The 11,682-nt window shown below is 73.7% G+C and carries 11 protein-coding genes; 5 read left to right on the top strand and 6 right to left on the bottom strand.

Annotated features, from left to right (window positions below):
- Nucleotides 1-3 precede the first annotated feature (3 nt).
- The 3 genes from IE109_RS18555 to IE109_RS18565 form a co-directional block, all read right to left on the bottom strand.
- Nucleotides 4-1,329 (bottom strand): ABC transporter substrate-binding protein, encoded by a 1,326-nt coding sequence (locus IE109_RS18555; protein ID WP_373297728.1) that lies wholly within the window; start codon nucleotides 1,327-1,329, stop codon nucleotides 4-6.
- Nucleotides 1,326-3,017: a glycoside hydrolase family 13 protein gene (locus tag IE109_RS18560; RefSeq protein WP_229891217.1), complete on the bottom strand. Its 1,692-nt coding sequence runs from the start codon at nucleotides 3,015-3,017 to the stop codon at nucleotides 1,326-1,328. Before IE109_RS18560 ends, IE109_RS18555 begins: the two co-directional genes overlap by 4 nt.
- A gap of 216 nt (nucleotides 3,018-3,233) precedes the next feature.
- The gene (locus IE109_RS18565; protein WP_189552027.1) at nucleotides 3,234-4,508 is read right to left on the bottom strand and encodes an ABC transporter substrate-binding protein; all 1,275 of its coding nucleotides are present in this window, start codon (nucleotides 4,506-4,508) and stop codon (nucleotides 3,234-3,236) included.
- A gap of 123 nt (nucleotides 4,509-4,631) precedes the next feature.
- Between IE109_RS18565 and IE109_RS18570 the strand changes: the two genes are divergently transcribed.
- From IE109_RS18570 to IE109_RS18585, 4 genes are all read left to right on the top strand, one after another.
- A complete protein-coding gene (locus IE109_RS18570; RefSeq protein WP_189552028.1) occupies nucleotides 4,632-5,147 on the top strand; it encodes a PadR family transcriptional regulator in 516 nt (171 codons plus the stop codon).
- The gene (locus tag IE109_RS18575; protein ID WP_189552029.1) at nucleotides 5,144-5,914 is read left to right on the top strand and encodes an ABC transporter ATP-binding protein; all 771 of its coding nucleotides are present in this window, start codon (nucleotides 5,144-5,146) and stop codon (nucleotides 5,912-5,914) included. Before IE109_RS18570 ends, IE109_RS18575 begins: the two co-directional genes overlap by 4 nt.
- A gap of 6 nt (nucleotides 5,915-5,920) precedes the next feature.
- A complete protein-coding gene (locus tag IE109_RS18580; RefSeq protein ID WP_189552030.1) occupies nucleotides 5,921-8,206 on the top strand; it encodes an ABC transporter permease in 2,286 nt (761 codons plus the stop codon).
- Between the two features lie 100 nt (nucleotides 8,207-8,306).
- The gene (locus IE109_RS18585; protein ID WP_189552031.1) at nucleotides 8,307-8,960 is read left to right on the top strand and encodes a thermonuclease family protein; all 654 of its coding nucleotides are present in this window, start codon (nucleotides 8,307-8,309) and stop codon (nucleotides 8,958-8,960) included.
- 58 nt (nucleotides 8,961-9,018) lie between these two features.
- On the opposite strand, the gene IE109_RS18590 is transcribed toward IE109_RS18585, so the two are convergent.
- Nucleotides 9,019-9,720 (bottom strand): esterase/lipase family protein, encoded by a 702-nt coding sequence (locus tag IE109_RS18590; RefSeq protein WP_189552032.1) that lies wholly within the window; start codon nucleotides 9,718-9,720, stop codon nucleotides 9,019-9,021.
- A gap of 229 nt (nucleotides 9,721-9,949) precedes the next feature.
- Nucleotides 9,950-10,435 (bottom strand): glutathione peroxidase, encoded by a 486-nt coding sequence (locus IE109_RS18595; RefSeq protein ID WP_189552033.1) that lies wholly within the window; start codon nucleotides 10,433-10,435, stop codon nucleotides 9,950-9,952.
- A gap of 71 nt (nucleotides 10,436-10,506) precedes the next feature.
- Here IE109_RS18595 and IE109_RS18600 point away from each other — a divergent pair, with 71 nt between their 5' ends.
- Nucleotides 10,507-10,716, top strand: a complete 210-nt coding sequence (locus IE109_RS18600; protein WP_189552034.1) for a DUF6011 domain-containing protein — start codon at nucleotides 10,507-10,509, stop codon at nucleotides 10,714-10,716.
- A gap of 70 nt (nucleotides 10,717-10,786) precedes the next feature.
- Here IE109_RS18600 and IE109_RS18605 read toward each other — a convergent pair whose 3' ends face one another.
- Nucleotides 10,787-11,653: an acyl-CoA thioesterase gene (locus tag IE109_RS18605; protein WP_189552035.1), complete on the bottom strand. Its 867-nt coding sequence runs from the start codon at nucleotides 11,651-11,653 to the stop codon at nucleotides 10,787-10,789.
- Nucleotides 11,654-11,682: the final 29 nt, after the last annotated feature.

Raw genomic sequence — 11,682 nt, forward strand, 5'->3', positions numbered from 1 at the left:
TCGTCAGCCCTTGTACGCCTTGGCCGCCGCGGCTTCGAGCGCCGCCGCGGTCGCCGCCGGGTCCGACGGGTCGCGCAGGAAGTCCTGGAGCAGTTTCCACTCGCCCACGCCCTTGGTGCCGCCGAACGAGGCCGGTGCCTGGTCCGACATGTCGAAGCGCACCGCGTCGCCGGCGTCGATCAGCGACTTGGCCGTCTCGCGCACCGTGTCGTCGCCGTACGAGGCGAGGTCCAGCTTCTTGTTGGGGGACAGGAACCCGCCCGCCTCCGCCCACACGGCCGCCGCCTCGGGCGTCGCCAGGAAGGCGAGGAACGCCTCCGCGGCCTTCTGGTGCTTGCCGTCCTTGAGGACGACGGCCGCGTCGCCGCCGCTGACCACCGGCGCCTTGCCGCCCCCGACCGCGGGGAACGGGAAGAAGGCGGCGTCCTGGCCGATCTTCCTGCCGAACTGGTCCTTGGCTATCCCGGCGACGAAGTCGCCCTCGTAGACCATCCCGGCCTCCGGGTCGGGGCCGAAGACCTTCTCCACGGAGCCGGGGAAGTCGGTGCCCAGCGCGCCCTTGGGGCCGCCCGCGATCAGCCTGCCGTCGGAGAACAGCTTGCCGAGGGTGGTCAGGGCCTTCACCACGGTGGGATCGGTCCACTCGATCTCGTGCCGGGCGAGCCGGTCGTACTTCTCGGGACCCGCCTGGGAGAGGTAGATGTTCTCGAACCAGTCGGTGAGCGTCCACCCGTCCTCACCGGCGACCGCGAAGGCCGGGAGGCCGGAGTCGGAGACGGCCCGCCCGTTCGCCAGCATCTCCTCGTACGTCTTCGGGACCTCGACGCCCGCCTGCTCGAACGCCTCGGGGCTGTACCAGACGGTCGACTTGTGGGCGGCCTTGAAGTACAGGCCGTACAGCTTGCCGTCGACCGAGCCGTACATCGACCACACCGGGGCGAAGTTGGTGTGGACGGCGTTCACGGTCCGGGTCGGCAGCGGCTTGAGCCAGCCCTTCCTCGCGAACTGCTGGAGCACGCCGACCTGGGGGACCATCACCACGTCCGGGGCGTTGCCGCCCTCGATCTTGCTGCCGACGACCGTGGAGACGTTGTCACCGGTGGAGGTGAACCGGGTCTTCGCGCCGGTCTTCTCGGTGAAGGCGTCCAGCACCTTCTGGAAGTTCTTCTGCTCGGCGCCGGACCACACGCCGGCCACGTCGAGGGTCTGGCCGCTGAGCTCCTTGCTCCCGCCGCCCGCGCTCACCGGGCCACCGCCGCAGGCGGTCGCCCCCAGCGCCAGGGCCAGCGCCGAACAGCACGCCATCGCCATCCGTCGTCGCGTCATCATCGTGATACCTCCGAGGTGGTGTGGTCACCGGTCCACCAGGCGGCGGTGGATCCGGGCAGTACGCCGGCCGGGCAAGGGCCGCTGGACAGCAGGGGAGCGCCGGACACCGGTGCGGGCACCGGCTCGGCGGTGAAGTTCACGGCGCACACGAGGCCCTCGCCGCGCTCGAAGGCCAGGACGCCGGGCGGCGCCTGGAGCCAGCGCAGGGTGCCCTCGCCCAACTGCGGCAGCCCGTGCCGCAGTTGCAGGCCGTCGCGGTACAGGTGCCAGAACGAGCGCGTGTCGGCGAGCGCCCGGTCGGTGGCGTGGTCGGCGAACCAGCCGGGCTGCGGCAGCCACGGCTTGACGCTCTCGGCGCCGGTGCTGAACCCGAACGGCGAGGCGTGTCCCGACCACGGCAGCGGCACCCGGCAGCCGTCGCGGACGCGGGCCCGGCTGCCGGTGCGCCGGAAGATCGGGTCGGTGAGCACCTCGTCGGGCAGGTCCACCACCTCGGGCAGACCCAGCTCCTCGCCCTGGTAGACGTACGCGGCGCCCGGCAGTGCCAGCATCAGCAGCGCGGCGGCCCGCGCGCGGGCGGCGCCCAGGCCGCTGCCCCCGGTGCCGGACTCGCCGTACCGGGTCACCGTGCGCACCTGGTCGTGGTTGTTGAGCACCCAGGTGACGGTGGAGCCGGTGCCGGCGATGTCCCGGATCGCCTCGTCGATGACCGTACGGAAGGTGCCGGCGTCCCAGGGGGCGCTCAGCAGGTCGAAGAAGAACGCCTGGTGCAGTTCGTCGGGCCGGACGTACTTGGCGTGCTCCCGGGCCGTCGGTACGGACACCTCGCCGACCAGCAGCCGTTCCCGGCCGTCGCGGGCGGTGTACTCCTCGCACACCGCGCGCCAGTGGCGCCACACGTCGTGCACCTCGGGCTGGTTCCAGGCGAGCGGGTTGACCGAGTCGCGCGTGCGGGCGTCGGCCTCCGGGTCGGGGGAGTCCGGCAGGTCGGGGTGCTTGAACAGACCGGCGGCCACGTCGATGCGGAAGCCGTCCACGCCCCGGTCCAGCCAGAAGCGCAGGACGTGGTCGAAGTGCGCGGGCACCTCGGGGTTGCGCCAGTTCAGGTCCGGCTGCTCGGGCGTGAACATGTGCAGGTACCACTGGCCGGGCGTGCCGTCCCGTTCGGTGACCCGGCTCCAGGCGGGGCCGCCGAACATGGCGTGCCAGTTGTTGGGCGGCACGTCGCCGCCGGGGCCGCGGCCCTCGGCGAAGTGGAAGCGGGCGCGGGCCTCGCTGCCGGGCGCGGAGGCGAGTGCCTCGCGGAACCAGGCGTGCTGGCTGGAGCAGTGGTTGGGGACGATGTCCAGCAGCACCTTGACGCCGAGCCGGTGCGCGTCGGCCACCAGCCGGCCGAACTCGCCGAGGTCGCCGAAGACGGGGTCCACGTCGCAGTAGTCGGCCACGTCGTACCCGTGGTCGGCCTGCGGGGACGGGTAGAAGGGGCTCAGCCAGATCCCGTCGACGCCCAGCTTCTTGAGGTACGGAAGCCCGGCGCGGACGCCGGCGAGGTCGCCGATGCCGTCACCGGTGCTGTCCAGGAAGCTGCGGACGTACACCTGATAGATCACCGCGTCGCGCCACCAGGGGTGGGCGGTCGGGTGCGTGAGGTGCTGCGAGAGGCCGTCGTCGGCCGGAGCTGTGAGCATCACCCGTTGACCTGTTTCTTCGTGAAGGGGTGCGCGCCATCCGGAGCGGGTAGCGGTTATGCATGCATGTTAGGTAGGGATGCCGAGAGGGTGTCAACGGTGGTGCACGAAACAGCGAAAGTTGGCGGCTTATGTCCCGCTATGAACCGGTGGTTGTTGGCGTGCGGCTACCTAACAGGTAACTATGTGGCGCTAGGGGAGCGGGAGAAGGGAGTGTCAGCGGCGGCGGGCGATGGCCGCGAGCTCGCCGGCCAGCCGGCCCACCGCGGCCTCGGGCGCCTGGCGCTGCGCCATCGCGTCGTGCAACACGGCCTGCACGGCCAGGCTGACCTGCTCGTAGTGGGGACTCTTGGGGCGCGGGGCCGCCGCCAGCACACTGCTCCGCAGCGCCGGGAGGTACGGGAAGCGCCGCACCAGCGCCGGGTCCCCGTACAGGGCGGCCCGCACCGGCGGCAGGGCGCCCTCCGTCAGCACCCGGCGCTGCACCCGTTCGCTCGTCAGGTACGCGATGAGGTCACGCGCCGACTCCGGGTGCCGCGCATGGCTGCTCACCGCCAGGTTGGAACCGCCCAGCACGCTCGTGCCCGGCCCGTGCGGGCCCGGCAGGGGCACCGCGCCGAACCTCCCCGCCACCCGCGATCCGGTGCCGGAGGCGCCGGCCCAGGCGTACGGCCAGTTGCGCAGGAACAACAGCCCGCCGTCCTGGAACGCCTGCCGCGACTCCTCCTCCGTGTACGCCAGGGCCTCCCGGGGGATCCAGCCGTCCCGGACGCCCCGGGCCAGGAAACCGATCCCCGCGCGAGCCGCGGCGGAGTCCACCGTCACCCGCTCGCCCTCGTCCCCGAGGATGGTGCCGCCCGCCGAGTACACCGCCTCGGCGGCGTTCACCGTCAGCCCCTCGTACGGCAGGAACTGGCCCGCGTAACCGTCCAGCCCGTGCGCCGGGGCGAGAGTCCGCGCCTGGCGCTCCAGCTCCGCCCACGTCCGCGGCGGCCGCTCGCCCGCGCGGTCGAGCACGTCCTTGCGGTAGAAGAGCATCCCGGCGTTGGTGACGTAGGGAACGGCGTACAGCCTGCCGTCGTACGTCGCGGTGTCCACCACCGGGGGCAGGAAGCTGCCCAGCGGGAACCGCTCCCGGTCCACCGGGGCGATCCACCCCGCGGCGGCGAACTCCGAGGTCCAGGCGACGTCGATGTTGAGGACGTCGAACCGGCCGGCCCCCGACCGCAGGTCGGTGATCATCTGGGAGCGGGTCTCGTCCGCCGAGTCCGGCAGCTCGACCAGGGTCACCCGCTCGTCCGGACGCGCCCGGTTCCACCCGTCCAGCACCCGGCCCAGGTAACCGGTCAGGTCGCCGGCCGTGGCCAGGGTCATGGGGCCGCGCCCCCCGTCGGGCACCCGGCCCGCCGGAGTGACGCCGGAAGCCGCGTACCCGGTCAGAACGACCATGACGACGAGGAGACCCCTACCCGCGGCACGCATCCACCGCATAGGTTCCTCCCTGAGCACCGGCGCAGGACGTCGGCGTCCGCGTCTCGGGCATGTATACCCGTTAGGCATGGGCGATACTAGAGCCCACATCACATCGGGAGCACGCGGAGGAGGACAGCACGGGTGCGCCTTCCCCTCCTCGCCCTCCTGGCCCGGGGCCCCGCCCACGGCTACGAGCTCAAGCAGGACCTTGAGCAACTCCTGGGCGCCGCGTACCCTCCCACCAACGTCGGCCAGATCTACGTGACGCTCGGCCGGCTGGAGAAGTCCGGGCTCATCGAGGGCGAGGAGATCGCCCAGGAGAGCCGGCCCAACAAGAAGATCTACCGACTCACCGACGCGGGGCGGGAAGCACTGCGCGCCTGGTTCGAGGAGACGGCCGACGAACCGAGGGTCCGGGACGAGTTCTTCATGAAGCTCGCCCTCGCCCCCCGCACCGGTCTCGCCGACCAGATCGCCCTGATCAACAAACAGCGACGCGAGTACCTCAACACCATGCGCAACCTCTCCAAGCTGGCCGCGACCGAAGACCGCACGAACCGCATATCGCACCTGCTGATCGAGGGCGCCATGCTGCACCTCCAGGCCGACCTCGACTGGCTGGAGCGCTGCCAGGAGGAACTGGAGGACCTGCGATGACGGACGCCTCCGCGATACCCGCCACGCCCCTGCTGCGCGCCGAGGGCCTGGTCAAGACCCACCACGGCGAGGGCGCCCCCGCCCACGCCGTACGCGGCGTCGACCTCTCGGTACGGCACGGCGAGTTCGTCGCCGTCACCGGACCCTCCGGCGCGGGGAAGTCCACCCTGCTGCACCTGCTCGGCGGTCTCCAGCGCCCCGACAGCGGCTCCCTCTGGCTCGACGGCGAACGCACCGACGGCTACAGCGAGGCACGGTGGGCCGTCGAACGGCGGCGCCGCATCGGCATCGTCTTCCAGTTCTTCAACCTGGTCTCCAACCTGACCGTCGCCGACAACGTCGAACTGCCCGCCCTCCTCGCCGGCACCTCGGCCCGGCAGGCCCGCGCCGAGCGCGAGAAGCTCCTCGCCGAGCTCGGCCTGGAGGGCAAGGCCCGCAGCATGCCCGGCGAACTGTCCGGCGGCGAACAGCAGCGCGTCGCCCTCGCCCGCGCCCTGGTCAACCAGCCGCGCCTGCTCCTCGCCGACGAACCGGCCGGCAGCCTCGACAGCAAGGGCACCCGCGAGGTCATGCGGCTGCTGAGCCGGTTCCACCTGCGCGGGCAGACCATCGTCCTGGTCACCCACGACGCCCGGCTCGCCAGCGCCGCGGACCGGGTGATCAGCTTCTTCGACGGCCGCGTCGCCGACGACGCCGAACTCGGCGGCACGCCCCCGCGCCGCACCGGCCCGGCCGGCGTCATCGCGCTGAACGAACTGAGGGACTGACCGGCTGTGCGGGCCATGCTGCGCTGGGCGCACGCCGATCTGCGGACCCACCGGGGCGAGGCACTGTTCCTGGTCGCCGCGACCGCCGGGATCGTCGCGTCGCTGCTGCTCGCGACCGCGCTCTTCGGCTATGCCACCAACCCCTGGCAGCGGGTGTTCACCCAGTCCCGGGGCGCCCACGTCTGGATCCACACCGGGCCCACCGCCGACACCGGCCGGCTGGCCGCCCTGGACGGCGTCGACGCCCTGGCCGGCCCGTACCGCACCGCCACCACCACCGTCGCCTCACGCGGAGCCCGCGCCGGCGCGGAGCTGCGTGCCACGGACGGTGGCCAGCCCCCGACGGGCCGCCCCCTCATGACGTCCGGCCGCTGGCTGGACCCGGCCACGCCCGGCGGCGTCGTCCTGGAGGCGGGCCTCGCCCGCGCCCTGTGGGCCGAGCCGGGCGACCGGCTCACCGTCGCCGAACGCACGGTGACCGTCCTGGGCGTCGCCGAGACCGCCGAGCGCCGCTACCGCCCCGGCGAACGGCCCGGCACCATCTGGGCCCTGCCGGGCGCCGTGCCCCTCGACCGCACCGGCGGACAGGTCGTCGGGCTTCGGCTGGCCGACCCCGGTGACACCGACTACACCGTGCAGCGCGCCGTCACCACGCTCGGCGCGGGCGCCGTCAGCGACGTCTCCACCTGGCAGCAGGCCCGCGGCGAGGCGCAGGGCGACACCCGGCTGCTCGGCCAGGTCCTCGGCCTCTTCGGCCTCGGCGCCCTGATCGCCGCCGCGCTGGCGGTGTTCGGCGCCATCGCCACACGGGTCCGCGGCCACCTGCGGGACATCTCCGTCCTCAAGGCCGTCGGGTTCACCCCCGGCCAGGTCGTCCGGATCTTCCTCGTCCAGCACCTGGCGTTCGCCGTGCTCGGCGCCGCCCTGGCCGTGCTGCTCGTGCGGACGCTCGGCGCCCGCCTGCCGGGCCGCCCCGGTGACGCCGTGCGGGTCTGGCAGGGGCTGCCGGGCCACCTCCCGGCGCTCCTGCTGATCCCCGCCGGGGCCGTGCTGTTCATCGGGGCGGCGACCTGCCTGGCCGCCTGGCGGGCGGGCCGCGTACCGCCGGTGCCGGTGCTGCCCGCCGCCGCGGCCCCGGGCGGCGGGCTGTCCGGCGCGGCACGGAAGGCGCTCGGGCTGCGCGTGCCGCCCGCCCTGGTCCTCGGCTGGCACCGGGCCTTCGGGCGCGGGCGGCGCGCCCCGGCGGCCATCGGGCGCCTCGCGCTGCCGCTGCTGCTGATCACCGTGGCGCTCGGCGCGTGGACCACCATCGAACGGTTCGACAGCCGCCCCGAGCAGCTCGGCCTCGCCGCCGCCCTCACCGCCCGCCCCGACGGCACCCTCACCGACCGCGACGCCACCGCGCTCCTGCGGGCCCACCGGCAGGTCACCGCCGCCCACCCGGGGCTGGAGGTCGCCGCCCTGGTCCCCGGCCAGACCGGCACCATCGCGCTGCGCGGCCTCGGCACCCGCGAGCGGCCCTACCCGTACTCCATCGCCGAGGGCCGCCCGGCCCGGGGCCCCGACGAGGCGGTCGCCGGACAGGGGCTGCTCGACCTGCTCGGCGCGCGCGTCGGCGACTGGGTGCGGCTGACCGTCGCCGGCCACCCCCAGGTGCTCCACATCGTCGGCCGCAGCATCGAGCCGGAGAACGGCGGCCGGGTCATCTCCACCTCGCTCGACACCCTCCGCGAGAACGACCCCGGCCTGCGCCCCAGCCTGTACCAGCTGCAACTGCGCCCGGGCGCCGACCCCCGCGCGGTGGGCGACGAACTGGCCGACGCCTCCTCCGGGCGGCTGGACGTCCGCGAGGTCTCCAGCCCCGCCGACCGGCTCTCCGCCCTGCGCGGGGTCGTCGCCGGGCTGATCGCCGTCCTCGCCCTCATCGGGCTCACCGAGCTGTCCACCGCCATCGGCGGTACCGTCCGCGACGGTGAGCGCGACCTGCTCGCGCTCAAGGCGATCGGCCTCTCCCCGCGCCAGATCACCACCGTCACGCTCACCGCGACCGGCTGCACCGCCCTGGCCGCCGCCCTCCTCGGGACGGCCCTCGGCGTCCCGCTCGCCCTCTGGCTGGTCGACCACGAGGCGCACGCCACCGGCGTCGGCGCGGGCATCGCGCACGCCCCGCCCCCGCTCCAGCTCCTGGCGCTGGTCGCCGCCGCCGTCGCCGGCGCGGTCGCCCTCGCGGCCCTCCCGGCCGCCCGCGCCACCCGCCACCGCCTGGCGGACACCCTCAGTGCGGTGGCCTGACCCCGGCGCGGGCCCCGCGCCCCCTCCGGGCCGGGCAGAAGACGTTCACGGCCGGAGGTGCTGTACTGGAAGGCCGGCACTCTCCCCGGGAGGGGGCGTCATGAGCCCTTCAGTCACTCCGAGGCGTCCGGCACGCCGCCGGACCGGCGTCGTCCTCATCTCCCTCGCCGTCGTCCTCGGCCTCGGCGGGCCGGCCGACGCGGCGCGGCCCGACGGCCGGGCGGCCCGCGACAGGGCGGAGGCCGCGCCGCGCGGCCCGGTCGTCCTGCGGGTCGTCGACGGCGACACCATCGAGGTCAGGGGCGACGGCAGGATCATCCCCGCCGGCGCCAGGGCCAAGGTGCGCCTGCTGGAGATCGACGCGCCGGAAAAGGGCGACTGCTTCAGCCGCGAGGCCACGCAGCGCACCGCCACCCTGCTGCCCGTCGGGACCCGGCTGCGGGTCGAGCGCGACGAGGCGCTCAAGGACCGGTACCAGCGCTACCTGTTGTACGTGTGGAACGAGCGGGGCGTCCTCGTCAACGAGTCCCTGGTCCGCACCGGTCACGCCGAGGCCGTGCTGTACCCGCCCAACGACAAGTACTGGCCCAGGATCTCCCGCGCCCAGACCGCCGCCGTGCAGGCCGGCGCGGGGCTGTGGAAAGCCTGCGCCGGCGCCCCCGCGACTCCGCCCGCCGCGCCGGGCACCTCCGGACGGCCGGCGGATCCCCACGGCGACGGGCCGCCCCCGCTGCCACCCGGTCCTCGCGCATGACCGACGCGCCCGCGCCCTCCCGCCCGCGCGGCGGGGTCCGCGCGGGCGGGGCGGGGCGTCAGGCGTTGACGAAGTCGCGCACCTGTCCGTACACCACCGGGTCGGAGCCCAGGGCGCTGTGACCCAGGCAGGCGGTGCGGGTGTTGGCGGCGCCGCTCAGGGCGACGCTGCTGTCCGGGTTGATGAAGGTGTCGCAGGGCGACCACCAGGTGGCGTGGCGCGTGCCCTCGGGGGTCTCGTCGCCGGAGTTGAGCGCGGTGAGGAAGGCGGAGCCGATCCGCATCTCCGTACAGGACGTGTCGTAGCAGGAGTTGGCCGCGTCGGTGCCGTGGTTGGGACCGCCCAGGGAGACCCAGGCGTCGGTCTTCCCGCCGCCGCCGAGGCTCTTCGTCCAGTGGCGGCTGGACAGGCCGCCCATGGAGTGGGTGACGACGTCGACCCGGGAGGCGCCGGTCCCGGCGAGCAGGCGGTCGACCTCCGCGGCGACTTCCCGTGCCGTGGTGGCATTGGACTGGCGCCAGTCGTAGCTCCACTGGCGCAGGTGGGTCGAGGGCCAGCCGTCCGCGCGGAAGCGGTCGGCCATGGTGTTCCAGTACGACCCGGAAGAGCTGTATCCGTGCACGAACAGAATGGGGTTGCTGCCGGGCCGGAAGGAGGACGCCGGAGCGGCGGCGGCGTCCTCGGCGGCGTCCGCGGGAACGGCGGTGACCAGCCAGAGCAGGGTGCTCGCCACGGCGATGACTAGCAGGTTCTTGTTCATGACCTACCTCGGTGAGGGGGCGCGTGGGGGGCGCCAGAGGAGGCTACTGGTGAGTAGTGGAGGTATGTCAATGCCCGTGCGCGAAAGAAAGCGGAAAAGCGGAGCCGGGGATTACGCTCCATTCCGTAGCGTTATTGGGAGCCGAAAGGAAAAGCGGCTCGCAAACCCTCGGCGACGAAAAGGGCGCCGGCCCCCGCGAGGGGACCGGCGCGTGGCGGAGCCGTGCGGGTCAGGCGGACAGCGCCGCCTCGATCGCCGCGACCAGCTCGGCGCCCTCCGGCTCGGTGCGCGGACGGAAGCGGGTGACCTCGCCCCGCGGGGTGACGAGGAACTTCTCGAAGTTCCACTGCACGTCCCCGGCCTCGCCGTCCGCGTCCGCCACCTTCGTCAGCTCCGCGTACAGCGGGTGCCGGCCGGGGCCGTTGACGTCCGTCTTCTCCAGCAGCGGGAAGGTCACCCCGTACGTCGCCGAGCAGAACGTGCCGATCTCCTCCGCCGTGCCCGGCTCCTGGCCGCCGAACTGGTTGCACGGCACGCCCAGCACCGTGAAGCCCCGGTCGCCGTAGGTCTTCTGGAGCCGCTCCAGGCCCTCGTACTGCGGCGTCAGTCCGCACTTCGACGCCACGTTCACCACCAGGACCACCTTGTCCTTGTAGTCGGCCAGGGTCGTCGGGTCACCGGACAGCGTGCGCAGCGGGATGTCGTACAGGGACATGCGGGGACTCCTCGTCGAAGGGAAGGACAACAGGGTCGATCAAAACACGCGCGCCTGGTAGACAGGCAGGTGTGCACCAGGAACAGCAACTGCTCGGGACGGAGACCGTCGCCGCCGGCCCACGCCCGGTGCGGTGCCGGCTGTGCGGGCGGACCCTGACCGGTGCCTCCTCGCGGCGCACCGGCCTCGGCCCGGCATGCGACGCCAAACTGCACCCGGCCGGGCCCGACATCAGGACGCGGCGCCACGAGGTCGAGCAGGACGCGCTGCCCGGCCTGTGAGCCCGCACCGCACGCCCCGCCCGGTCACGTCGCCGCTCCCGGTCACGCCGCCCCGCCCGGCCCGTGCGGCTCAGTGGCGGCGGAACAGGCCCTCCTGCACCACCGACACCAGCAGCCGGCCCTCCCGGTCGTAGATCCGGCCGCGAGCCAGGCCACGGCCGCCCGTCGCGATCGGGGACTCCTGGTCGTACAGGAACCACTCGTCGGTGCGGAACGGGCGGTGGAACCACATCGCGTGGTCCAGCGACGCCATGTCGAAGCCGCGCGGGCCCCACAGGGGCTCGACCGGGATGCGGACCGCGTCCAGCAGGGTCATGTCGGAGGCGTACGTCAGCGCGCAGGTGTGCACCAGCGGGTCGTCGCCGAGCGGGCCCACCGCGCGCATCCACACCGCGCTGCGCGGGTCCGCCTCCTTGACCTCCTCGGCCGTCCACCGCAGCCGGTCGACGTAGCGGATGTCGAACGGCTGGCGCCGCGCCATCCGCTCCAGCGCCTCCGGCAGCGCGCCCAGGTGCTCGCGGATCTCGTCGGTGACCGACGGCAGGTCCTCCGGCGGCGGGAAGTCCAGGCGCGGCGGCAGCTGGTGCTCGAAGCCCGCCTCCTCCGGCCGGTGGAAGGACGCCGTGAGGTTGAAGATCGTCCTGCCGCGCTGGATCGCGGTCACCCGGCGGGTGGTGAACGACCGCCCGTCCCGCACCCGTTCCACCTGGTACACGATCGGCAGGCCCGGGATGCCGGGCCGCAGGAAGTAGGCGTGCAGCGAATGCACCGGGCGGTCGCCGTCCGTGGTCCGCCCGGCCGCGACCAGGGCCTGGCCGGCGACCTGCCCGCCGAAGACCCGTTGCAGGGACTCCTGCGGGCTCGCGCCACGGAAGATGTCGACCTCGATCCGCTCCAGGTCGAGCAGGTCGACGAGTCTCTCGGCGGGGTTCGTCACGGATGCTCCTTCACGCTGGACGACATACG

This window comes from Streptomyces lavendofoliae, from assembly GCF_014649735.1.
Lineage (GTDB): Bacteria > Actinomycetota > Actinomycetes > Streptomycetales > Streptomycetaceae > Streptomyces > Streptomyces lavendofoliae.

Coding starts and splice junctions, on each gene's coding strand:
- IE109_RS18560 (WP_229891217.1), bottom strand. CDS start 3,017: ATGCTCACAGCTCCGGCCGACGACGGCCTCTCGCAGCACCTCACGCAC.
- IE109_RS18565 (WP_189552027.1), bottom strand. CDS start 4,508: ATGCGGTGGATGCGTGCCGCGGGTAGGGGTCTCCTCGTCGTCATGGTC.
- IE109_RS18575 (WP_189552029.1), top strand. CDS start 5,144: ATGACGGACGCCTCCGCGATACCCGCCACGCCCCTGCTGCGCGCCGAG.
- IE109_RS18590 (WP_189552032.1), bottom strand. CDS start 9,720: ATGAACAAGAACCTGCTAGTCATCGCCGTGGCGAGCACCCTGCTCTGG.
- IE109_RS18555 (WP_373297728.1), bottom strand. CDS start 1,329: ATGATGACGCGACGACGGATGGCGATGGCGTGCTGTTCGGCGCTGGCC.
- IE109_RS18585 (WP_189552031.1), top strand. CDS start 8,307: ATGAGCCCTTCAGTCACTCCGAGGCGTCCGGCACGCCGCCGGACCGGC.
- IE109_RS18595 (WP_189552033.1), bottom strand. CDS start 10,435: ATGTCCCTGTACGACATCCCGCTGCGCACGCTGTCCGGTGACCCGACG.